Here is a 24100-nt window from a genome sequence, read left to right as displayed (position 1 = left end):
GGTTGTGAACTATTCACCCACTGAATGGCACGATCAATGTGGGAGCTGGCTTGCCTGCGATGCGGACGACTCGGTGTCACAGGCAAACCGAGGTGATGCTATCGCAGGCAAGCCAGCTCCCACAGTTGATCGGGTTGCACAGTTAGACCTGGGCGGTGCGCAGTTTCTCGCTACGGCCGCGCAGCCATTCAAGCGTCAGCAACAACAGCACCGAGAAGGCAATCAGCAGCGTGGCCGCCGCCGCAATCGTCGGGCTGAGGTTTTCGCGGATGCCGCTGAACATCTGCCGAGGCAGGGTGGCTTGCTCGGGGCCGGCGAGAAACAGCGTTACCACTACTTCATCAAACGAGGTGGAAAAGGCAAACAGCGCCCCCGATATCACCCCCGGCGCGATCAGCGGCAAGGTCACGCGGCGGAACGCGGTCAGCGGCGAAGCGCCCAGGCTGGCTGCCGCCCGCACCAGGTTATGGTTGAAGCCCTGCAACGTCGCCGACACGGTGATGATCACAAACGGCACACCCAGCACCGCGTGCACCACGATCAACGAGAAGAAGCTGTTGCCCAGCCCCAACGGCGCAAAGAACAAGTAACTGGCCACACCGATAATCACCACCGGCACCACCATCGGTGAAATCACCAGGGCCATCACCAGCGCCTTGCCGGGGAAGTTGCCGCGCGTCAGGCCAATCGCCGCCAGCGTGCCGAAGACCATGGCCAGCACCGTGGCCGCCGGGGCGACGATGATGCTGTTCTTCAGCGCGCGCATCCATTCGGCCGAGGCGAAGAAATCCTGATACCAGTGCAGCGAGAAGCCTTGCAGCGGGTACACCAGGAAACTGCCGCTGTTGAACGACAGCGGGATAATCACCAGCACCGGCAAAATCAGGAACAGCAGGATCAGGCCGCACAGGATCCGCAAACTGTAGAACCACACCCGCTCCACCGGTGACATATAAGGGCTCAGCATCGCAAGGTCTCCTCAGCTCAGGCGCAGGCGACTGGCGCCCACCAACCGGTTATAGATCAGGTACAGCACCACAGTCGCCAGCAGCAGCAAGCCGCCCAAGGCCGTGGCCATGCCCCAGTTGATGCTGGTGTTGGTGTAGAACGCGACGAAGTAGCTGACCATCTGGTCGTTCGGGCTGCCGAGCAGCGCCGGGGTGATGTAGTAACCAATCGCCAGGATGAACACCAGCAGGCAACCGGCGCCCACCCCGGCGTAGGTCTGCGGGAAGTACACGCGCCAGAAGCTGGCGAACGGGTGGCAACCCAGGGAAATCGCCGCGCGCATGTAGGTGGGCGAGATGCCTTTCATCACGCTGTAGATCGGCAGAATCATGAACGGCAACAGGATGTGCACCATCGAGATGTAGACCCCGGTGCGGTTGAACACCAACTCCAAGGGCTGATCGATCAGGCCCATGCCCATCAGTGCGCTGTTGATCAGGCCGCCGGACTGCAGCAACACGATCCACGCCGCCACCCGCACCAGAATCGAGGTCCAGAACGGCAGCAGCACCAGAATCATCAGCAGGTTGCTTTTACGGGCCGGCAGGTTGGCCAGCAGGTAGGCCAATGGATACGCCAGCAGCAGGCAGACGAAGGTAATCACCAGGCCCATCCAGAACGTGCGGGCAAAGATGTCCAGGTAGATCGCCTGATCAGGCGTGGCCGGGGCCACTTCGCCGAGGTCGTCGATGCGGTGATCGACCGCCGCCAGCAGGTAGTAAGGCGTGAGGCTGCTGGTGTTGCGCCGGATCGCCTGCCAGTACGCCGGGTCGCCCCAGCGTTCGTCGAGGCTTTCCAGCGCTTCCTTATAAGAGCCGGGCGCTTCGGTAAACGGCAGCGCCCGCGCAGTTTTGGTCAGCAGGCTACGGTAGCCGGCCAGTTCCATGTTCAAGCGTTTGGACAGATCGCCCAGGGTCTGGTTTTTGCGCGCTTCGCCCAGGTCTTCGCTGAGCGCCTGGTAGACCGGCTCACCTGGCAGGCCACGACCGTCCCAGGTCTTGACCGCCACCACGGTACGCGGCAAACCGCCCACCACTTCCGGGTTGCCGACGCTTTTGTAAAGCAGCGCAACAATCGGCACCAGAAACACCAGCAGCAAAAACAGCACCAGCGGCGCAATCAAGGCCTGGGCCTTCCAGCGGTTAAGCCGCTCGGCACGCGCCAGGCGCTGCTTGAGGGTGGGGCTGTTGACCTCGTTGGAGGGAACGGCGATGGCCATGGCTGACTCCGGAATACTGAAAAATGACCACAAACCTATGTGGCCTGGGCCTACGCTGTGGCGAGCGGGCTTGCCCCGCGTTGGGCTGCAGAGCAGCCCCAAACCAACCGCCGCGTTCTGGCTGAACGAACTCGGTGAATTCAATGGGGCCGCTGCGCGGCCCAACGCGGGGCAAGCCCGCTCGCCACAGGGAACAGGCTCGACTGAAGGCCGTTACTTGGCCGCCCACGAATTGAAGCGCTGCTCAAGCTGCTCGCCGTTATCCGCCCAGAAGCTCACGTCGATCTGCACCTGGTTGGCGATGTTTTCCGGCGTGGTCGGCATGTCCTTCAGCACGTCCTTGGCCAGCAGCGGCACGGCCTGGGTGTTGGCCGGGCCGTAGGCGATGTTTTCCGAGTAGGTCTTCTGCTGCTGCGGCTGTACCGAGAAGGCGATGAACTTCTTCGCCGCTTCGGCGCGGTCCTTGGCCAGGCCCTTGGGAATGGCCCAGGCATCGAAGTCGTAGATGCCGCCGTTCCACACCACTTTGAGGTTGCTTTCTTTTCGCACGGCAGCAATGCGGCCGTTGTAGGCCGAGCTCATCACCACGTCACCCGAGGCGAGGTACTGCGGCGGCTGTGCGCCGGCTTCCCACCACTGGATCGAAGGCTTGAGCTCGTCGAGCTTTTTGAACGCGCGGTCCTGGCCGTCTTTACCGGCCAGCACTTTGTACACGTCTTTGGGCGCCACGCCGTCGGCCATCAAGGCGAATTCCAGGGTGTACTTGGCGCCCTTGCGCAGGCCGCGTTTGCCCGGGAATTTCTTGGTGTCCCAGAAATCCGCCCAACTGGTCGGGGCGGTGGCCAGTTTGTCGGCGTTGTAGGCCAGCACCGTGGACCACACAAAGAAGCCCACACCGCACGGCTGGATCGCGCCCTTCACGTAGTCGGCGCTATTGCCGAACAGTTTCGGGTCGAGCGGCTCGAACATGTCTTCGTCGCAGCCACGGGACAGTTCCGGCGATTCCACTTCCACCAGGTCCCAAGACACGCTCTTGGTGTCGACCATGGCCTTGACCTTGGCCATTTCGCCGTTGTACTCACCGGCGACGATCTTGCCGTTGCCCGCGCTTTCCCACGGTGCGTAAAAGGCTTTGACCTGGGCCGCCTTGTTCGCGCCACCAAAGGACACGACTGTCAGGTCCGGGCCTGCCATGGCCTGTGTCGCGCCCATCAAGCCGATGACTAGGGCGGAATATTTAAGGGATCTCAACATTGTTGTTCTCTCCACGTGCAGGGTTGGTGAAGCCATGGGGCGATTAATTCGCCTCTAGAAGTGGGTCGAGTGCGCGAACGTGCTCGACTTGCCAGCCAATCGGTACCACGTCGCCGACCGCCAGGGCTGGGTCCAGCTCGGCAATCGGTTGTTTCACAAAAAAATCGGTCTTGCCGCAGACTTCCAGGCGCACGCGCACGTGGTCGCCCAGGTAAATAAATTCCGCCACGCGCCCGGAGAAGCGGTTCACGCAGGACTCGCTGGAGCCATTGAGGCTGACGCGCTCCGGGCGTACCGATAACGTCACCGGGCCGCCGAGCTGGCCGACATTCACCGCCAGCGCCTCGACCTTTTCACCGCGCGCCAGCTCCACCACGCAACGCTCGCCTGTGTGGCTGTGCAGGCGGCCATTGAGGCGGTTGTTCTCGCCAATGAAGTTGGCCACGAAGGTATTTTTCGGCTCTTCGTACAAGGTGCGCGGCGCGGCAATCTGCTGGATCTCGCCCTGGTGAAACACCGCCACGCGGTCGGACATGGTCAGCGCTTCGCCCTGGTCGTGGGTCACGTACACCACGGTGACGCCCAGGCGCTGGTGCAGGTGCTTGATCTCCATCTGCATGTGTTCGCGCAGTTGCTTGTCGAGGGCGCCGAGGGGTTCGTCCATCAGCACCAGCTGGGGTTCGAACACCAGCGCTCGCGCCAAGGCCACGCGCTGTTGCTGGCCACCGGAGAGTTGCGCCGGGTAACGCTGGGCGAAGGCATCGAGCTGGACCATGCTCAGCACGCGTTTGACCCGCTCGCTGACGTCGGTTTTGCTCAAGCCACGCACCGACAGCGGGAACGCCAGGTTCTCGGCGACGGTCATGTGCGGAAACAACGCGTAGTTCTGGAACACCATGCCGATGTCGCGTTTGTGCGGCGGCACGTGGTTGATGGCGCGCCCGGCCAGCAGGATTTCCCCGGCGGTGGGCGTCTCGAAACCGGCGAGCATCATCAGGCTGGTGGTCTTGCCCGAACCGGACGGCCCGAGCAGGGTGAGGAACTCGCCCTTGCGAATCTCCAGGTTGAGGTCTTTGACGATCAGGTTCTCGCCGTCGTAGCTCTTCTGCACGCCACGAAAGCTGACCAGCACATCATTTGAATCCACCTCGCTCATACCCACACCTTTTTGTTTTGGACGGCTGTGGCACAAGCGTAGTCCAGGCGCGAGGCCCCGGAAATCGGGGGCCAGGAGAGATTTGCATCAGCAGGATGGAAGGTTCGGGGTAGGGATTGCCCTACACGGATGGCGGGCACAGAACAGTGCAGCGGCAATCATCAGCGCCTGCCGGCAAAGCCCATGTCGTAAACAGACACGCGCCCCTGTTGGAGCCGGTTTGCCGGGCTTACAGAAGTTTGTGCTCCATGGCGTATTTCACCAGCTCGGCCAGCGAGGTGATATTGAGCTTTTGCATCAAACGCGCTTTATGCGTGCTGATGGTCTTGCTGCTCAGCGCCAACTGCTGGGCGATGTCATTGACGTTGGCGCCCTGGGCCAGGCGCTCGAACACCGAGAACTCACGCTCCGACAGCAGCGAATGCAGCGGCCGCGCATCGGTAAGGCCGACCTCAAAGACCTTGCGGTCGGCCAGGTCCGGGTCGATGTAACGCCCGCCCGCCGCGACCTTGCGAATCGCCGTCAGCAGCAGCGCCGGGTCGCTGTCCTTGGTGGCGTACCCCGCCGCGCCGACCTTCAAGGCGCGGGCGGCCATCTGTGCTTCATCGTGCATCGACAGCACCAGAATCGCCGGCGGATTGTGCAGCGCGCGGATGCGCGCAATTGCTTCCAGGCCATTCACGCCGGGCATCGAGATATCCAGCAACACCACCTCGCACGCGACATGGCGCAAGGTCTCCAGCAATTGCTCGCCGTTGCTGGCCTCGCCGACCACCAGCAGGTCTTTGGCCAGGCCGATCAATTGCTTGATGCCTTCACGGACAATGGTGTGGTCTTCGGCTACCAATACGCGAATCACAGGGGCTTCCTCTTGTGGTTATGCATCCAACGGCACCGTGACACTCAAGGTGGTGCCCTCCCCCGGTTCGCTGTGCAGGCTCAGTTGCCCGCCCATCATCAATACGCGCTCGCGCATGCCGACGACGCCAAAGGACACCGGGCGGCCCTGGGTTTCGACAAACCCGACGCCGTCATCGCTGATGGTCAGCCGCAGGTCTGCGCCCTCCACGCTCAAGGTCAGCTCGACAGTATGCGCCTGGGCATGGCGCATCACATTGGTCAGCGCCTCCTGCAGGATGCGGAACAGGCCGATGGCCTTGGCATCGCTCAGGGCCGGCAGGTTTTCCGGGACTTGTACCAGGCAGGGGATGTGGGTGCGGGCCTCGAAGCGCCGGGCTTGCCATTCGATGGCCGAGGCGATGCCGGCGTCAAGAATCGGCGGGCGCAGCGCGGTCGCCACATCGCGCACAAGCTGAAACAGCTGGGCGATCAGGCGCTTCATGCTGTTCAAGCGCTCGTTCAGGCCTGGGTCCAGTTGGGCATAGGCCAGCTCGCACATCGAGGTTTCGAGCTTGAGTACCGTGAGCATCTGCCCGAGTTCGTCGTGCACCTCACGGGCGATGCGCGCCTTTTCTTCTTCGCGCACGGTTTCCAGGTGGGCCGACAGCTCGCGCAATTGTGTTTCGCTTTGCAGCAGGGCAGCCACATAACGGCGGCGCTCGGTGACGTCATTCAGGTAGACCACCAGGTATTCGGCATCGGCAAAGCGCAGGAAACTCAGCGACACGTCGGCCGGCAGGATGCTGCCGTCGGCGCGCACGCAATCGGCCGCGAAGGTTTGCGGGCCTTCTTCGCTGGCACGCGCGCGCTTCCACACATTGAGCCAGCGGTCCATGTTCAAGGTCGGGTCGAAATCGATCAGCGGTCGCTCGATCAGCGCGCCCGGCCCATAACCCAGCATGGTTTCGGCGGCGCGGTTGGCGTAACGCACGTGGCTGTCCCAATTGACCCACAGGATGCCGACGGTGCTTTGATCGATGGAGAACTGCGTCAGCCGCAAGGCTTCGGCGCCGGCAGCGCGTGCGGCACTCTCTTCGCGGGCAGCCAGCAGGTTGTGTTCGAGCACGCGCTGGTGACGGCGTTGCCAGAACACCACTGCGAGGCTGGCGAGCAAGAACATCGCCAACAGCAGGCTGAGGTTTTGCCACAGGCCCGGCGATTGCGTCAGCTGCGGGTATTTAGGTTGCAGCCAGCGGCTGTGCAATTGGTCGAGGTCGCGGGCCGGTATCGCGCGCAACGCGCTTTGCATGATGCCGGCCAGTTCCGGCCATTCGCGGCGGGTGGCCACGCGCAGCAATTGCGGCAGGCCGATATCGCCGACCACCGTCAGCCCGGCAAACTCGGCCTCACCGGACAAACGGCTCAATTGCGCCTCATCCACCACGGCATAACGCGCCTGCTGGCTCACCAGCAATTGCAGGGCCTGGCGCTCCATGGGCACGCCTTGCAGATTGAGGTTGGGATAGTTGCTGCGCAGGTAATCGGCCAGCGTGCTGGGCATGCGTACGGCAACGCGAGAACGCTCGTCGAGTTTTTCCAGCTCCACCGCGCCGCCGCCTTCGCGGATGCCGACGATATGCTGGGGCACGCGCATATAAGGGTCGCTGAATAACCACAGGCGCAAGCCGGCCGGTGTTTGCTGAAGGCCAGGGGCGATATCCACCTCGCCGTCGCGCACCGCAGCGTCCAATTGCTCCTGGCTGGGGAAGTTGCGCCAGGTCAGCTCGATGTTCAGCGCCTTGGCCAGCCACTGCATCAACTCGACATTGGCCCCGAACAAGCGCTGCAGGCGCCGATCGTATTGCGCGTAAGGCGCCTGCAATACCAGGCCCACGCGCAGTTCCGAATGCTGGGCCAGCCACTCACGCTGCTGCGCATTGAGCGGTGCCTGCGGTATGGCAGGCGCGGGCGCAGCGTTCGCCATCAAGGCCAAGCACAAACCGCCGATAACCAGCAGACAGCGAAAACCCATGATCCACGTCTCACATCACTGACAAATACTGACCAACCCATTAGGCTGCTGGAATCACTTCTGGCCGGGAATTAACGATGCCCTTTATCCACCGTTCGGCACTGCCAGCATTGTGCCTGTCGCTGCTATTTACCAGCGCCTTTTCTGTTCAGGCCGCCGATGCGCCTGCACCCGCCGCCGAAAAGCCGGTTGAACGCCAACCCCTGCCCGAGCGCAGCCAGGAAGAAGCCAGCGCCCTGGAGCGTCAAGTGCCGCAACAGGAACAGCAACAATTGCAGGCCGGCAGCGATTCATTCCTGGCCCTGTGGAAGCCGGCCAACAGCGCCGAGCCCGAAGGCGTGGTGATTATCGTGCCGGGCGCCGGGGAAAGCGCTGACTGGCCGCAAGCAATCGCACCGTTGCGGCGCAAATTACCCGACGCCAACTGGGGCACGCTGAGCCTGTCACTGCCGGACGTGAACGTCGACACCTTGCCGCCGCGCGTCCTGGAATCGCCCAAGGCCGCCGTCGATACCAGCAGCAAAGACGGCAGCACCGCGGCCAAACCCATCGAACAAGCCGCCAGCGCCGAAGCCGAAGGCACTGATCCTGCAGTAGTGCCGGGCGCCGATGAACAAGACAAGACCGACGCCAAACGCATCTTCGACCGTATCGATGCCGCCGTTGCCTTTTCCCAGACCCAGAGCGCGCGCAGCGTGGTACTGCTTGGCCATGGCACGGGCGCCTGGTGGGCGGCGCGTTACCTGAGCGAGAAACAACCGGCCCAGGTGCAAAAGTTGGTGATGGTGGCAGGCAAGACGCCGGCGGCCAGGCAGCCAGACCTGCAACAACTGGCCCCGGCGCTGAAGGTGCCGACGGCGGATGTTTTCTACCAGGACGACGCCCAGGCGCGCAAAAACGCACTGGCACGCGTCCAGGCCGCCAAGCGCGGGAAGAATGACAGCTATAAGCAGGTGTCACTCAAGACCTTGCCCGGCAACAGTTCGGCTGAGCAGGAGCAGTTGTATCGGCGGATCCGCGGGTGGTTGAGCCCGCAGACTGCTGCTGAGTAACCTTGATCTGATAACCCAATCAACTGTGGGAGTTGGCAACTCAGGATTTGTGCTGGCTAGCGAAAATCCCGGCGCTCGCGAATCAACGCATAGGCGTTATGCAACTCACGGGTTCGCTCGGTCGCTTCGCGCACCTGTGCGGCGCTGGCGCCAGTGCCGGCAATCTTGTCCGGGTGGTGGCGACTGAGCAGGCGACGATAGGCGCGTTTGATCACACTCGGCTCGCTGGTGGACGTGACCCCCAAAATTCGCATCGCATCCTGATAGGCGCCCGCGCGATTGGCCAACGGCTTGCGCTCCTGCACGTAGTCGGCAGCCAGCGCCTGCAACTGTTGCGGCGTCCAGCCTAGCCATTTGCCCCACAGGTCGATCAAGTCGCGCTCGGCGTTATCCGCCTTGCCGTCCGCCCAGGCCATGCGCCAACAGGCGCGCAGTAAACCCTCTGCGGCATGGGGCTGGGCCTTGAGCACGCGCAGGTAATTGCGCACCCGGTCGGAACCGGACTTGCCCCGATTGAACGCGCTGATCGCCCGGCGCTGGGCCGACTCGGTCATGTCCAGCGCACGCATCTCCTGGCGCGCTTGCTGGATATGCCCATCCACCACGCGGCCATTGCTCTTTGCCAGGCGCCCCAACAGCACGAACAGCAGTTCGTCATTGCGCAACGCCGGGCGCCCGCCCAGCCGCTCGCGCAGTTGCGCCCAACTTTGCAGCTGAAGGCGGCGATCCAGCGCCTGCCCCAGCAATGCCCCCAACAAGGCCCCCGGAATACTGGCAATGGCAAAGCCAGCCCCGGCACCGATCAGTGTCCCTGGCCACAACATCTTATTGCCCCGCAGTCAGCAAGGTTTCAACCTGTGCCAGACGCTCCAGCGTGCCGACATCAATCCAACGCCCCGTCATGTGTTCCCCCGTTACCAGACCTTTGACCATGGCCGCCCGCAGCAGCGGCGCCAGCTTGAAGGCACCGGCACTGCAACCCGCGAACAATTGAGGGTCGAGCACTGAAATGCCACTGAAGGTCAGGTTATCGGCACCGGGCGCCGCATCATGAAGCAACCCTTGATCCAGGTAGAAATCGCCGCCGGTGGGGTGATGCGCCGGGTTATCCACCATCACCAGATGCGCCAGGCCCTGTAGTGGCCGGCGCAATTGGGTGAAGTCGTAGTCGGTCCAGATATCGCCGTTGACCACCAGGAAGGGCTCATCCCCCAGCAACGGCAACGCCTGGAAAATCCCCCCGCCGGTTTCCAGCGGCTCGCCTTCGGCCGAATACTGGATGCGCAGGCCAAACTGCGCACCATCGCCCAGGTAGCTTTCGATCTGCTGGCCGAGCCAGGCATGGTTGATCACGATTTCGCTGAAGCCGGCCTTGGCCAGCGCCTCAAGGTGATACTCGATCAGCCGCTTGCCGCCCGCCTGCACCAGGGGTTTGGGCGTGTGCAAGGTCAGTGGGCGCATGCGCTCACCCTTGCCGGCCGCCAGGATCATGGCTTTCATACGCTCGCCTCGACAGGTTGGCGCAGGCTGGCGAGCAGTTCGCCCAACTCGGCCAGCTCAGGACGGTCTGCCAGCACCGCTTCTATATAAGCAAAGAAGCGCGGCACGTCCGCCAGGTAGCGTGGCTTGCCGTCGCGATGGCAGATACGCGCGAAAATACCGATCACTTTGAGGTGACGCTGCACGCCCATCAAGTCACTGGCACGCTGGAATTCTTCGAAATCGGCCTGCACGGGAATGCCCAGTTGCCCGGCACGTTCCCAATAGCCCCGTTGCCACGCGCGTACGCGCGCTTTCGGCCAACTGAGGAAGGCATCCTTGAACAGGCACGTGATGTCGTAGGTGACCGGGCCGTAGACGGCGTCCTGGAAATCCAGCACACCGGGGTTCGGTTCGCTGATCATCAGGTTGCGCGGCATATAGTCGCGATGCACCAGCACTTTAGGCTGGGCCAGGGCGCTGTCGATCAAGTGATCGCTGACGCGCTGCCACAAGGCCTGTTGCTGGGTATCCAACTCGATACCCAAGTGCCGGCGAACGTACCATTCCGGAAACAGTTCCAGCTCTCGGCGCAACAAGGCGACGTCATAGCTGGGCAGCGGCGCGTCCATCGGCAATTGCTGAAAAGCCAGCAACGCGTCGATGGCATCGGCGAACAATTGATCGGCGTTTTGCTCGTCAATCACGTCCAGATAGGTTTTTTTGCCCAGGTCATTGAGCAAAAGAAAGCCGCGCGGCAAATCTTCTGCATAAATTTTTGGCACATTTATTCCTGATTTCGCCAGCAAATCAGCGATATCGACGAAAGGTTTGCAGTTTTCCTGGGGGGGTGGCGCATCCATAACGACGAAACTTTGCCCACCGCCTTCCCACCGGAAGTAACGCCTGAAACTCGCGTCGCTGCTGGCCGCGGTCAATGTGGCCGGGGGTACGGCGCCCCAGTCCTGAGCGTTGAAAAGGATCGGCAACTGCTCATCCAGCCAGACTTTCAGCTGTTGTAAACGTAGATCTTGCTCGGGCATTACAAGGGTCTCCGACGGCGCTAGCCGTCAAGCGGGTCATGCTTTATTATCACGCATCTTTTTCAGACCATCGAGAGGCGTGCGGCCCACACCGCGGGCAGATGGCACGCAGGAAGCCCGGACTAATAAGATGGCATTGAAATCCCCCGCGTTTCGTAGAAAATTTCCGTTGCTGGTAACCGGCAGTCTGCTGGCCATGCAACCTTTCGCCACCTCATTCGTGGTCGCCGCGGAACAGTATGACTGCTCAGTCTCTGCTTCGGGTGCCTGGGATTGCGCGCCAAAAACCGCCGCAGCCCCGTTGCCACCACGCCCGGTGCATGACGGCGCAGCCGTCAGCTCGGCCGGCAGCACGGCGCAAGCCAATGCTGGCGGCAGCGCCGAGGCCGAACCGAAGACCGCTCTGGTCACCGAAGCCAAGGGCCGTGGCCTGCGTTCGCGCAGCGCCGACTACAGCCACCTGGACTGGGTGCCTCGCGAGAAGCTGACCGCAGCCCAACTGGCTGAAACCGGTCCTTATTGCTCCGGCGCGTACATCGAACCGGTTCGTCCTGGTATGAACGACAAGACGAACAAGAGCGATGCGCCCACCTTCATCGGCGCCAAGGCCTCGCGTTACGAGCAGGAACAACAGGTCGCGACCCTGGCCGGTGACGTCGTCATGCGTCAGGGCAGCATGCAGCTGGAGGCTCAGGAAGCCAGCCTGTATCAGGCCGAGAACCGTGGCGAGCTTAACGGCGACGTGCGTCTGCGCGACAACGGCGCCCTGATCGTGGGCGACCATGCCCAGGTCCAGCTCGACACCGGCGCCGCCCAGATCGACAACGCCGAATACGTGCTGCACAAGTCGCGTATCCGCGGTAACGCGCTGTACGCCAAGCGTGCCGAGAACGCGATCATCCGTCTCAAGGACGGTACGTACACTACCTGCGAGCCGGACAGCAACGCCTGGCAGCTCAAAGGCAACAACATCACGTTGAACCCGGCCACCGGTTTCGGTACGGCGACCAACGCGACGTTGCGGGTCAAGAACATTCCGATCCTGTACACCCCGTATATCTACTTCCCGATCGACGACCGTCGTCAATCCGGCTTCCTGCCGCCGAGCTTCAGCACCGGCAGCGAAACCGGCTTTACTCTGGTTACGCCGTACTACTTCAACCTGGCACCGAACTACGATGCCACGTTGTATCCGCAGTACATGACCAAGCGCGGCATGATGGTGGAAGGCGAATTCCGCTACCTCACCAAGTCCAGCGAAGGTCAGTTCGGCGGCGCGTACCTGAACGATGACAGCGACGAGCGTAAAGGTCAGAGCGACTACGAAAAAGACCGTTACATGGTCAACTGGCAGCACAAGGGCGGTCTGGATTCACGTGTAGCGACGCAGGTCGACTACACCAACATCAGCGACCCTTACTTCTTCCAGGATCTGAAGACCTACCAAGAAGGTGTTCAGCCGCGAGACTACGTCAACCAACAGGGTTCCGTGGCTTATCGTGGCGACGATTTCCAGGCGCGCCTGAACCTTCAGGCCTACCAGCTGGCGACGATCTCTCAGATCACCCCGTATAACCGGTTGCCGCAGATCACCTTCAACGGGTCTCTGCCGTACCACCCGGCCGGGCTGAACTTTACCTACGAGACTGAAGCTGTTCGATTCGAACGCAGCCTCGATAGCGGAAACTTTACCGACGAGAACGGCTTCGTCTCGCCACGTCTGGATACCTACGTCACCGGCCTGACCCGTGCAAACGGTACTCGTCTGAACGTTGCGCCGGCTGTTGAATACCCGATGAACTGGACCTACGGCTTTATTACGCCGAAGCTCAAGTATGTCTACACCAAGTACGATCTTGACCTTGATAGCACGGGCAAGAACGACATCGCTATTGCGCAAGCAAACTCAACTGCGGCGAGCCCTTATGCAGGCGGCGTCTTCAAAAGCTCACAAGACCGTGCAATCCCGATTGCCAGTATCGACAGCGGCCTGTACTTCGACCGCAACACGAACTGGTTCGGCAAAGACTATCGCCAGACCCTGGAACCACGTGCCTACTATCTCTATGTGCCTAACAAGGACCAGAGCGATATCCCGGTATTTGACACCAGTGAATACTCGTTCAGCTACGCCTCGCTGTTTCGCGATAACCGCTTCAGCGGCTCCGACCGGATCGGCGACGAGAACAAGCTGTCGCTGGGCGTAACCAGTCGCTGGATCGAAGACAACGGTTTCGAGCGTCAGCGCGTGTCCGTGGGCCAGGCGGTGTACTTCAAGGATCGCCAGGTTCAACTTCCAGGCATCCTTGCGTCCGACCGTGCAGATGCACAGTCTGACGTTTCCCCTATTGCCCTGGAATACGAATACCGCTACAACCGCGACTGGCGCGCAACCGCCGACTACAACTGGGATACCGAGGAGCACAGCGCTCGTTCCGGCAGCGCGATGCTTCACTATCAGCCAGAAGACAACCCGAACAAGATCATCAACGTCGGTTACCGCTATCGCAACGACCAAGTGGTCTACAACCAACTGACCGGCAAATGGCAGTTTGGTGGCGATTACGGCCAGCCAGGCGATCAGAACTTCATCAAGGATTACTACAAAATCCAGCAACACGATTTCTCGATGATGTGGCCGATCATTCCTCAGTGGAACCTGATCACCCGTTGGCAGTATGACTATGCACGCAACCGTACCCTGGAAGCCTTTGGTGGTTTCGAGTACGACAACTGCTGCTGGAAACTGCGCGTCATCAACCGTTACTGGGTTTCCAACGACGAATACAGCCAGATCGCCCCGCTGAACGAAAAGGGTGACCACGGGCTCTTCTTCCAGATCGTCCTTAAAGGACTCGGCGGCCTGACCGGCGCCAAGGTAGAGAGCTTCCTCGACAAAGGCATTCAAGGTTATCGTGAACGTGAAGATCAAGCTTTCTGATTGTCTGCGCCCACTCGTGCTGGGCGCACTGTTCCTGGGGACCGCTTCGGCACACGCTGCGGTCCAACCGCTGGACAAGGTTGTGGCCATCGTCGATAACGACGTGATCATGCAGAGCCAACTCGACCAACGGGTCAAGGAAGTTCAGCAAACCATCGCCAAGCGTGGCGGCGGCGTACCGCCTACCAGCGTGCTGGACCCGCAGGTTCTGGAGCGCCTGATTGTCGAAAACCTGCAACTGCAGATCGGCGATCGTTCCGGCATCCGTATTTCGGACGAAGAGCTGAACCAGGCGGTCGGTACTATCGCTCAACGCAACAACATGAGCGTTGACCAGTTCCGCGCGGCGCTGGCTCACGACGGTTTGTCCTATGAGGACGCCCGTGACCAGATCCGCCGTGAAATGATCATCAGCCGTGTGCGTCAGCGCCGTGTGGCCGAGCGGGTTCAGGTGTCCGAGCAGGAAGTGAAGAACTTCCTGGCATCGGACCTTGGCAAGATGCAGCTTTCCGAAGAACTGCACCTGGCCAATATCCTGATCCCGACGCCAGACAGCGCCAACGCCGAACAGCTCAATGCTGCCGCCGCAAAAACCCAGGCTGTTTATGACCGCCTGAAAGCCGGTGCAGACTTTGCCCAGACGGCAATTGCCGTCTCCGGCAGTGACAACGCTCTGGACGGTGGTGACATGGGCTGGCGTAAAGCTGCTCAACTGCCACCTCCGTTCGACCGTGAGCTGAGTGCGATGAACGTGGGTGACATTACCCAGCCAGCACGTACGCCGGGTGGCTTTATCATCCTCAAGTTGCTCGGCAAGCGCGGCGGCGAGACCTCGCTGAAAGACGAAGTGCATGTTCGTCACATCCTGGTCAAACCAAGCGAAATCCGCACCGAAGCGCAAACCAAGGAACTGGCCCAGAAGATCTATGACCGCATCGAAGGCGGTGAAGACTTCGCTACATTGGCCAAGAGCTTCTCGGAAGACCCGGGTTCGGCCCTCAACGGTGGCGACCTGAACTGGATCGACCCGAAAGCGCTGGTGCCTGAGTTCCAGGACGTGATGGCCAAGACCCCGCAAGGCGTTCTGTCCAAGCCGTTCAAGACCCAATATGGCTGGCATGTACTGGAAGTCCTTGGCCGTCGCGCCACTGACAACACCACGCAGGCCCGCGAGCAGCAAGCACTGACCGTGTTGCGTAACCGCAAATACGATGAAGAGCTGCAAACCTGGTTGCGTCAGATCCGTGACGAAGCCTACGTGGAAAACAAGCTGCCAGGCGCCGAGCAAACAGGCACCGACCAGGCAGCACAGTGAAACCCCAGCGTTTCGCGGTAACACCCGGCGAGCCGGCCGGCATTGGTCCTGACCTGTGCCTGCTGCTCGCCTCGCACCCTCAGCCACACCCCCTGATAGCCATTACCAGCCGCGACCTGCTCCTTGAGCGGGCCGCGCAGCTGGGTGTGGCCGTCAATCTGCTGGACGTGTCGCCGGGCAACTGGCCCGACCTGCCGGCACCTGCGGGCAGCCTGTACGTTTGGGACACGCCGCTTGCAGCCAAGGTGGTTGCCGGGCAACTGAACAAGGCCAATGCGGCCTTTGTACTGGAAACCCTGACGCGCGCCGGTCAAGGCTGCATCGACGGCGACTTCGTCGGCATGATCACCGCGCCGGTACACAAAGGCGTGATCAACGAATCCGGTATCGCCTTTTCCGGCCACACCGAATTCCTCGCCGAGCTGACCCATACCGCTCAAGTGGTGATGATGCTGGCCACACGCGGCCTGCGCGTTGCACTGGTGACGACGCATTTGCCGTTGCGTGATATCGCCGATGCGATCACCGCCGAGCGCCTGGAGCGCGTCACGCGCATCCTGCACGCCGACCTGCAACAGAAATTCGGCATTGCCCAACCGCGCATCCTGGTCTGCGGGCTCAACCCGCACGCCGGTGAAGGCGGCCATTTGGGCCATGAAGAAATCGACATCATCGAACCGACATTAGAGCGTCTGCGCCAAGAAGGCATGGACCTGCGTGGGCCGCTGCCTGCAGACACTCTGTTTACCCCCAAGTATCTGGAGCACTGCGATGCAGTGCTGGCGATGTACCATGACCAGGGGCTGCCCGTGCTGAAATACAAAGGCTTCGGCGCCGCAGTCAACGTGACACTGGGCCTGCCGATCATCCGTACCTCCGTCGACCATGGCACTGCCCTGGACCTGGCGGGCAGCGGCAAGATCGATACCGGCAGCCTGCACGTGGCCCTGGAAACCGCCTATCAGATGGCCGAGACCCGTATATGACTGAGCATTACCAACACCGGGCGCGCAAGCGCTTCGGGCAAAACTTCCTGCACGATGCTGGCGTAATCGACCGCATCCTGCGCTCCATCCACGCCAGGCCGGAAGACCGCCTGCTGGAAATCGGCCCGGGCCAGGGCGCCTTGACCCAAGGCCTGTTGGCCAGTGGCGGGCAACTGGACGTGGTGGAGCTGGACAAGGACTTGATCCCGATCCTCAACCAGCAGTTTGCTGACAAACCCAATTTCAATCTGCACCAGGGCGACGCGCTGAAGTTCGACTTCAACAGCCTTAACGCCGCGCCCAACAGCCTGCGGGTAGTGGGCAACCTGCCGTACAACATCTCCACGCCGCTGATTTTTCACCTGCTGAACAACGCAGGGATCATCCGCGACATGCACTTCATGCTGCAAAAAGAAGTGGTTGAGCGTTTGGCGGCCGGCCCTGGCGGTGGTGATTGGGGCCGTCTGTCGATCATGGTTCAGTACCATTGCCGCGTTGAGCACCTGTTCAATGTCGGCCCTGGCGCGTTCAACCCGCCGCCGAAGGTCGACTCGGCCATTGTGCGCCTGGTGCCTCACGCCGTGCTACCGCACCCGGCCAAGGATCACAAACTGCTGGAGCGCGTGGTACGCGAGGCGTTCAACCAACGTCGCAAAACCCTGCGCAACACGCTCAAGGCACTGCTCAGCAACGCCGAAATCGAAGCCGCCGGCGTCCATGGCAGCCTGCGCCCCGAGCAACTGGACCTGGCCGCGTTTGTGCGCCTGGCTGATCAGCTTGCGATCCAGCCCGCGCCGACCGTGGAATAAGCTGTAATTCGATACAAATGTGGGAGCGGGCTTGCCCGCGATGGCGGTGCATCAGTTACACATTCAGTGACTGACACTGCGCATTCGCGGGCAAGCCCGCTCCCACATTTGCTCAACGTTATACCGATAACGCTTGCCGGCTGCCCGACACATGTCTGGCCTAGTGCCCTCCTCATGGCCTAGACTGATCCGCATCTGCTGTCCTCCGCTTTTGCTTTTAAGGCCTCTTGCATGTCCGATCCTCGCTACCAGATCGACGTCAGCGTCGTCACCCGCTTCCTGGCGGACCAATCGCAACCCGAACACAACCGTTTCGCCTTTGCCTACACCATCACGGTGAAGAACAACGGGCAGGTGCCGGCCAAGCTGCTGTCGCGCCATTGGGTGATCACCGACGGTGACGGCCAGGTCGAGGAAGTGCGCGGCGCCGGCGTGGTTGGCCAGCAGCCGTTGATCGACATTGGCGCCAGCCATACGTATAGCAGTGGCACGGTGATGACCTCCAAAGTCGGCACCATGCAGGGCACTTATCAGATGAAAGCCACTGACGGCAAACTGTTCGACGCTGTCATCGCGCCCTTCCGGCTCGCCGTGCCGGGAGCCCTGCACTGATGACGACGTACGCGGTCGGCGACCTGCAAGGCTGCCTGGAACCCCTCAAGTGCCTGTTGGAGCAAGTTGCGTTCAACCCGGCGAGCGACCGCCTGTGGTTGGTGGGTGACCTGGTCAATCGCGGGCCCGAATCCCTGCAAACCCTGCGCTACTTATATAGCCTGCGTGATTCGCTGGTATGCGTACTGGGCAACCACGACCTGCACCTGCTGGCGGCCGGCAATAACATCGAGCGTTTGAAAAAGGGCGACACGCTGCGCGAGATCCTCGAAGCGCCGGATCGCACCGAGCTGCTGGAGTGGCTGCGTCGGCAAAAGCTTATGCATTACGACGAAGGCCGCAACATGGCTTTGGTCCATGCGGGCATCCCGCCCCAGTGGACGGTGAAAAAAGCCCTCAAGTGCGCCGCCGAAGTCGAGAGCGCCCTGGCCGATGACAACCTTTACACCGCCTTTCTCGACGGCATGTACGGCAATGAGCCGGTCAAATGGGACAACGACCTTACCGGCGTGGCCCGCCTGCGCGTAATCACCAACTACTTCACCCGCATGCGCTTCTGCACCGCCGAAGGCAAGCTGGACCTCAAGAGCAAGGAAGGCGCCGACACCGCCCTGCCCGGCTACAAACCCTGGTTCGCCCACAAGGAGCGCAAGACCCGTGACACGAAGATCATCTTCGGCCACTGGGCGGCCCTGGAAGGCAAATGTGATGAACCCGGCGTGTTTGCCCTCGACACCGGTTGCGTGTGGGGCGGCGCCATGACCCTGATGAACATCGACACCGGCGAGCGCCTGAGCTGCCAGTGCGAATCCCCCCTTTCTGTGACACAGCCGGCCGCCAAGCCATAGGAGCCCGCCATGAGCGAATTCAAACGTATCCCTCCCGAACAAGCCCAGGCGCTGCGCGAGCAAGGCGCGGTGGTGGTCGACATCCGCGATCAGCCGACGTATGCCGCCGCGCATATCAGCGGTGCGCAGCATTTGGATAACACCAACATTGCGGACTTCATCCGCGCTGCCGACCTCGACGCGCCGGTGATCGTCGCCTGTTACCACGGCAACTCCAGCCAGAGCGCGGCCGCCTACCTGATCAGCCAGGGCTTCTCTGACGTGTATAGCCTGGACGGCGGCTTTGAGCTGTGGCGTGCGACCTATCCTGCAGAAATTGCCTCAGGCGATTCGCAATAATTTTTTTCACACCCCGCTACCCCGCGTGACGCTTGGGCTCGCGCCGTTTCTGACGAACGGCGCAGCCAAACTAATTACGTATCCCGCCTTGACCTCCCGGATTCCGAACTATCCTTAAGCGCAGGCCATCCGAATCAGGGGAGAGCCGGTACACCGGCGTGCGGGTCATCGGTAGCGTTTCAGGGTGTTTGGGGGGAAAACGGCCATTGGTTGATCACCAATGACTGCCAGCATCGACTGATTGACCCGGCGTCGGCTCCACGTATCGAGCGAGGTGACGACGTCATGAGTATCTTTAGCCACTTCCAACAACGCTTCGCGTCCACACAGCAGGAAGAACTCACGCTGCAAGAGTATCTCGAGCTGTGCAAACAGGACCGCAGTACCTACGCGTCTGCCGCCGAACGTCTGCTATTGGCGATTGGTGAGCCGGAGCTGGTGGAAACCGCGAATAATTCGCGCCTGTCGCGAATATTTTCCAACAAGGTGATCCGCCGCTATCCGGCCTTTGAAGACTTCCACGGCATGGAAGAATGCATCGACCAGATCGTCTCCTACTTCCGCCACGCCGCCCAAGGCCTGGAAGAGAAGAAACAAATCCTCTACCTGCTCGGCCCCGTCGGCGGCGGTAAATCGTCTCTGGCTGAAAAGCTCAAACAGCTGATCGAGAAGGTGCCCTTCTACGCGATCAAGGGCTCGCCGGTGTTCGAGTCGCCTTTGGGCCTGTTCAACGCCACGGAAGATGGCGCGATCCTCGAAGAAGACTTCGGCATTCCACGGCGCTACCTCAACACCATCATGTCGCCCTGGGCCACCAAGCGCCTGGCGGAGTTTGGCGGTGACATCAGCCAGTTCCGCGTGGTGAAACTCTACCCGTCGATCCTCAACCAGATCGGCGTGGCAAAAACCGAACCGGGCGATGAGAACAACCAGGACATCTCGGCGCTGGTGGGTAAGGTCGATATCCGCAAACTCGAGGAATTCCCGCAGAACGACGCCGACGCCTACAGCTACTCGGGCGCGCTGTGCCGGGCCAACCAGGGCCTGATGGAATTCGTGGAGATGTTCAAGGCGCCGATCAAGGTGCTGCACCCACTGCTGACCGCCACCCAGGAAGGCAACTACAACAGTACCGAAGGCCTGGGCGCGATTCCGTTCACCGGGATCCTGCTGGCCCACTCCAACGAATCGGAATGGCACACCTTCCGCAACAACAAGAACAACGAAGCCTTCATCGACCGGATCTACATCGTCAAGGTGCCCTACTGCCTGCGCGTCAGCGATGAGATCAAGATCTACGACAAGCTGTTGTTCAACAGCTCGCTGGCCAAGGCGCATTGCGCGCCCGATACCTTGAAGATGCTCGCCCAGTTCACCGTGCTGTCGCGCCTCAAGGAGCCGGAGAACTCGAACATCTATTCGAAGATGCGCGTGTACGACGGCGAAAACCTCAAGGACACCGATCCCAAGGCCAAGTCGATCCAGGAATACCGCGACACCGCGGGTGTGGATGAAGGCATGAACGGCCTTTCCACTCGTTTCGCGTTCAAGATCCTGTCCAAGGTCTTCAACTTCGACCCGCACGAAATCGCCGCCAACCCGGTGCACCTGCTGTACGTGCTGGAACAGCAGATCGAACAGGAACAGTTCCAGGCCGAAACCCGCGAGCGCTACCTGCGCTTCCTCAAGGAATACCTGGCGCCGCGCTACATCGAGTTCATCGGCAAGGAAATCCAGACCGCCTACCTGGAGTCCTACAGCGAGTACGGCCAGAACATCTTCGACCGTTACGTGCTGTATGCGGACTTCTGGATTCAGGACCAGGAATACCGCGATCCGGAAACCGGCGAAATCCTCAACCGTGTGGCCCTCAACGAGGAACTGGAGAAGATTGAAAAACCCGCCGGCATCAGCAATCCGAAGGATTTCCGCAACGAAATCGTCAACTTCGTGCTGCGCGCCCGCGCCAACAACAACGGCAAGAACCCAACCTGGCTCAGCTACGAGAAGCTGCGGGTGGTCATCGAGAAGAAAATGTTCTCGAACACCGAGGATCTGCTGCCGGTTATCAGCTTCAACGCCAAGGCCAGCAAGGAGGACCAGCAAAAACACAACGACTTCGTCACTCGAATGGTCGAGCGTGGCTACACCGACAAACAGGTACGGCTGCTCTCCGAGTGGTACCTGCGGGTTCGTAAATCACAGTAAGGCAGCGACAGGCGTGTACTGCCGGGCCTTTGGCCTGGCAGCTGACCGCTTGTCTCTAAGCTTCCAGCTCGCGGCTTGAAGCTTGTAACGTGAAGCTGCCCGGAGGGCTCCCCATGAGCTATGTGATCGACCGACGCCTCAATGGCAAGAACAAGAGCACGGTAAACCGCCAGCGTTTCCTGCGGCGTTACCGTGACCACATCAAAAAGGCCGTTGAAGAGGCCGTCAGCCGCCGCTCCATCACCGACATGGAGCATGGCGAGCAAATCAGTATTCCTGGACGCGACATTGACGAACCGGTGCTGCACCACGGTCGCGGCGGCAAACAGACCGTCGTGCACCCGGGCAACAAGGAGTTCACCACCGGCGAACATATCCAGCGCCCCCAAGGTGGCGGCGGCGGTAAAGGCCCAGGTAAAGCGGGCAATTCCGGCGAAGGCATGGACGAGTTTGTGTTCCAGATCACCCAGGAGGAATTCCTGGAGTTCATGTTCGAAGACCTGGAGCTGCCCAACCTGGTCAAACGCAACCTGACCGGCACCGACACCTTCAAGACCGTGCGCGCCGGCATCAGCAACGAAGGTAACCCTTCCAGGATCAACATCATCCGCACGCTACGCTCGGCCCATGCCCGGCGTATCGCGCTGTCAGGCAGCAGCCGCGCCAAATTGAAACAGGCGAAGGAAGAGTTGGCGCGCTTAAAACGCGAAGAGCCAGACAACTTCGGCGATATCCAGGCAATCGAGGCAGAAATCGAGAAGCTCAGCGCGCGCATTCACCGCGTGCCGTTTCTCGACACCTTCGACTTGAAATACAACCTGCTGGTCAAACAACCCAACCCCAGCTCCAAGGCCGTGATGTTTTGCCTGATGGACGTGTCCGGCTCGATGACCCAGGCGACCAAAGACATCGCCAAGCGCTTTTTCATCCTGCTGTATCTGTTTCTGAAGCGGAACTACGACAAGATCGACGTGGTGTTCATCCGCCATCACACCAGCGCCCGGGAAGTCGACGAAGAGGAGTTTTTCTACTCGCGGGAGACCGGCGGCACCATCGTATCCAGTGCGTTGAAACTGATGCAGGAGATCATGGCCGAGCGTTACCCGGCCAATGAATGGAATATCTACGCAGCTCAGGCGTCCGACGGCGACAACTGGAACGACGACTCGCCGATCTGCCGCGATATCCTGATCAACCAGATCATGCCGTTTGTGCAGTACTACACGTACGTCGAAATTACTCCCCGTGAGCACCAGGCCCTGTGGTTCGAATATGAGCGTATCGGTGAAGCCTTTGCCGACACTTTCGCCCAACAGCAACTGGTCTCGGCCGGCGATATCTACCCGGTCTTCCGTGAACTCTTCCAGCGCAGGTTAGTGACATGACCGCCAAAAAAGAGCATAAGCGCCAACCCATTTCCACCGGCTCCGAGTGGACCTTTGAACTGATCCAGGCCTATGACCGGGAAATCAGCCGCATCGCGGCAGGTTATGCCCTGGACACCTACCCCAACCAGATCGAAGTGATCACCGCCGAACAGATGATGGATGCCTACGCCTCGGTCGGCATGCCGTTGGGTTATCACCATTGGTCCTACGGCAAACACTTCCTGAGTACGGAGAAGTCCTACACACGCGGCCAGATGGGCCTGGCCTACGAGATCGTCATCAACTCCGACCCGTGCATCGCCTACCTGATGGAAGAAAACACCATCTGCATGCAGGCGTTGGTGGTCGCCCACGCGTGCTACGGGCACAACAGCTTTTTCAAGGGCAACTACCTGTTCCGCACCTGGACCGATGCCAGTTCGATCATCGATTACCTGGTGTTCGCCAAGCAGTACATCATGCAATGCGAGGAACGCCACGGCATCGACGCGGTTGAGGACCTGCTCGACTCCTGCCATGCGCTGATGAACTACGGCGTTGACCGCTACAAGCGCCCGTACCCGATTTCCGCCGAGGAAGAGCGCCTGCGCCAGAAGGAGCGCGAGGAGCACCTGCAGAAGCAGATCAACGACCTGTGGCGCACCATTCCGAAGAAAACCGGGAAAAACAGCGATAAAGACAATGCGCGCTTCCCCGCCGAACCTCAGGAAAACATCCTGTATTTCCTGGAAAAACACGCGCCACTGCTGGAGCCATGGCAGCGCGAAATCGTACGTATCGTGCGCAAGATCGCCCAGTATTTTTATCCACAGCGCCAAACCCAAGTGATGAACGAAGGCTGGGCGACGTTCTGGCACTACACGTTGATGAATGACCTGTACGACGAGGGCCTGGTCACCGACGGCTTTATGATGGAGTTCCTCACTTCCCATACCAGCGTGGTGTTCCAACCCGGCTTCGACAGCCCGTACTACAGCGGCATCAACCCCTACGCGCTGGGCTTTGCCATGTACCGCGACATCCGGCGCATGTGCGAACACCCCACCGAAGAGGATCGCCGCTGGTTCCCGGAAATCGCCGGCAGCGATTGGTTGTCGACCATCAAATTCGCCATGAGCAGCTTCAAGGACGAGAGCTTCATCCTGCAGTACCTTTCACCCCAGGTAATTCGCGACCTCAAACTGTTCAGCATCATGGATGACGACCTCAAGGACGACCTGCTGGTGCCGGCAATTCACGACGAGCCCGGCTACCGCACCATCCGCGAGACATTGGCGGCGCAATACAACCTGGGCAACCGCGAGCCTAACGTGCAGATCTACAGCATCGATGTGCGCGGCGACCGCTCGTTGACCCTGCGTCACCAGCAGCACGACCGCAAACCCTTGGGCGAATCCACTGAGGAAGTGCTCAAGCACCTGCATCGGTTGTGGGGCTTCGATATTCATCTGGAAACCCTGCAGGGCGACCAGGTGATGAAGACTCACCATGTGCCACCGCGCAGTGATCACGGCGACAACGACTACGGCCGCCTGGACCTCGCCGTCGTTCATCTCTGACACAGCAAAGCC

At 60.8% G+C, this 24100-nt stretch carries 20 protein-coding genes; 11 read left to right on the top strand and 9 right to left on the bottom strand.

The annotated features are described in order from the left end of the window. Positions 1-142: 142 nt before the first annotated feature. The 6 genes from ACM530_RS12780 to ACM530_RS12755 form a co-directional block, all read right to left on the bottom strand. Positions 143-967, bottom strand: coding sequence for an ABC transporter permease (locus ACM530_RS12780; protein WP_028618151.1), 825 nt, complete (start codon positions 965-967; stop codon positions 143-145). A 12-nt stretch (positions 968-979) separates the two neighbouring features. Beyond that, a complete protein-coding gene (locus ACM530_RS12775; RefSeq protein WP_242201933.1) occupies positions 980-2227 on the bottom strand; it encodes an ABC transporter permease in 1248 nt (415 codons plus the stop codon). A gap of 213 nt (positions 2228-2440) precedes the next feature. After that, entirely contained in the window at positions 2441-3481 is a 1041-nt protein-coding gene (locus ACM530_RS12770; protein WP_416364898.1) for an ABC transporter substrate-binding protein, read from the bottom strand. Positions 3482-3524: 43 nt separating this feature from the next. Next, positions 3525-4637, bottom strand: coding sequence for an ABC transporter ATP-binding protein (locus ACM530_RS12765; protein WP_145157440.1), 1113 nt, complete (start codon positions 4635-4637; stop codon positions 3525-3527). A gap of 229 nt (positions 4638-4866) precedes the next feature. Then, entirely contained in the window at positions 4867-5496 is a 630-nt protein-coding gene (locus ACM530_RS12760; RefSeq protein WP_416364897.1) for a response regulator, read from the bottom strand. Between the two features lie 18 nt (positions 5497-5514). Next, positions 5515-7509 (bottom strand): ATP-binding protein, encoded by a 1995-nt coding sequence (locus ACM530_RS12755; RefSeq protein ID WP_416364896.1) that lies wholly within the window; start codon positions 7507-7509, stop codon positions 5515-5517. Positions 7510-7586: 77 nt separating this feature from the next. On the opposite strand from ACM530_RS12755, the gene ACM530_RS12750 reads away from it, so the two are divergent. Then, positions 7587-8561, top strand: a complete 975-nt coding sequence (locus ACM530_RS12750) for an alpha/beta hydrolase family protein (protein WP_416364895.1) — start codon at positions 7587-7589, stop codon at positions 8559-8561. A 56-nt stretch (positions 8562-8617) separates the two neighbouring features. Here ACM530_RS12750 and ACM530_RS12745 read toward each other — a convergent pair whose 3' ends face one another. From ACM530_RS12745 to ACM530_RS12735, 3 genes are read right to left on the bottom strand one after another with little or no spacing between them, the layout of a single operon-like run. After that, positions 8618-9385: a TerB family tellurite resistance protein gene (locus ACM530_RS12745; RefSeq protein WP_145157446.1), complete on the bottom strand. Its 768-nt coding sequence runs from the start codon at positions 9383-9385 to the stop codon at positions 8618-8620. Position 9386: 1 nt separating this feature from the next. Continuing rightward, the gene (gene murU / locus ACM530_RS12740; protein ID WP_242201928.1) at positions 9387-10061 is read right to left on the bottom strand and encodes an N-acetylmuramate alpha-1-phosphate uridylyltransferase MurU; all 675 of its coding nucleotides are present in this window, start codon (positions 10059-10061) and stop codon (positions 9387-9389) included. Beyond that, positions 10058-11083, bottom strand: coding sequence for an aminoglycoside phosphotransferase family protein (locus tag ACM530_RS12735; RefSeq protein WP_369302033.1), 1026 nt, complete (start codon positions 11081-11083; stop codon positions 10058-10060). The genes murU and ACM530_RS12735 overlap by 4 nt, the downstream gene beginning before the upstream one ends. 130 nt (positions 11084-11213) lie before the next feature. On the opposite strand from ACM530_RS12735, the gene ACM530_RS12730 reads away from it, so the two are divergent. The 10 genes from ACM530_RS12730 to ACM530_RS12685 all read left to right on the top strand — a co-directional run bounded on the left by ACM530_RS12730 (position 11214) and on the right by ACM530_RS12685 (position 24088). Then, a complete protein-coding gene (locus ACM530_RS12730; protein WP_416364894.1) occupies positions 11214-14024 on the top strand; it encodes an LPS-assembly protein LptD in 2811 nt (936 codons plus the stop codon). Then, positions 13999-15339: a peptidylprolyl isomerase gene (locus ACM530_RS12725; protein ID WP_119737679.1), complete on the top strand. Its 1341-nt coding sequence runs from the start codon at positions 13999-14001 to the stop codon at positions 15337-15339. Before ACM530_RS12730 ends, ACM530_RS12725 begins: the two co-directional genes overlap by 26 nt. After that, complete coding sequence (gene pdxA, locus ACM530_RS12720; RefSeq protein ID WP_416364893.1) at positions 15336-16325, top strand: 4-hydroxythreonine-4-phosphate dehydrogenase PdxA; 990 nt, start codon at positions 15336-15338, stop codon at positions 16323-16325. The genes ACM530_RS12725 and pdxA overlap by 4 nt, the downstream gene beginning before the upstream one ends. Beyond that, positions 16322-17134, top strand: a complete 813-nt coding sequence (gene rsmA, locus ACM530_RS12715; RefSeq protein WP_416364892.1) for a 16S rRNA (adenine(1518)-N(6)/adenine(1519)-N(6))-dimethyltransferase RsmA — start codon at positions 16322-16324, stop codon at positions 17132-17134. The genes pdxA and rsmA overlap by 4 nt, the downstream gene beginning before the upstream one ends. Positions 17135-17365: 231 nt before the next feature. After that, positions 17366-17746, top strand: a complete 381-nt coding sequence (gene apaG, locus ACM530_RS12710; RefSeq protein WP_106575521.1) for a Co2+/Mg2+ efflux protein ApaG — start codon at positions 17366-17368, stop codon at positions 17744-17746. Then, positions 17746-18594, top strand: coding sequence for a symmetrical bis(5'-nucleosyl)-tetraphosphatase (locus ACM530_RS12705; protein WP_416364891.1), 849 nt, complete (start codon positions 17746-17748; stop codon positions 18592-18594). Before apaG ends, ACM530_RS12705 begins: the two co-directional genes overlap by 1 nt. 9 nt (positions 18595-18603) lie before the next feature. Beyond that, a complete protein-coding gene (glpE, locus tag ACM530_RS12700) occupies positions 18604-18933 on the top strand; it encodes a thiosulfate sulfurtransferase GlpE (protein WP_106575523.1) in 330 nt (109 codons plus the stop codon). Positions 18934-19218: 285 nt separating this feature from the next. Further along, positions 19219-21141, top strand: a complete 1923-nt coding sequence (locus ACM530_RS12695) for a PrkA family serine protein kinase (RefSeq protein WP_003194732.1) — start codon at positions 19219-19221, stop codon at positions 21139-21141. A gap of 113 nt (positions 21142-21254) precedes the next feature. Further along, a complete protein-coding gene (locus tag ACM530_RS12690; RefSeq protein WP_106575524.1) occupies positions 21255-22526 on the top strand; it encodes a YeaH/YhbH family protein in 1272 nt (423 codons plus the stop codon). Further along, complete coding sequence (locus tag ACM530_RS12685; RefSeq protein WP_404485436.1) at positions 22523-24088, top strand: SpoVR family protein; 1566 nt, start codon at positions 22523-22525, stop codon at positions 24086-24088. The genes ACM530_RS12690 and ACM530_RS12685 overlap by 4 nt, the downstream gene beginning before the upstream one ends. Positions 24089-24100 lie beyond the last annotated feature (12 nt).

Source organism: Pseudomonas sp. NFX183 (assembly GCF_047943075.1).
GTDB lineage: Bacteria > Pseudomonadota > Gammaproteobacteria > Pseudomonadales > Pseudomonadaceae > Aquipseudomonas.
This window is presented reverse-complemented; position numbering and strand designations above follow the sequence as displayed.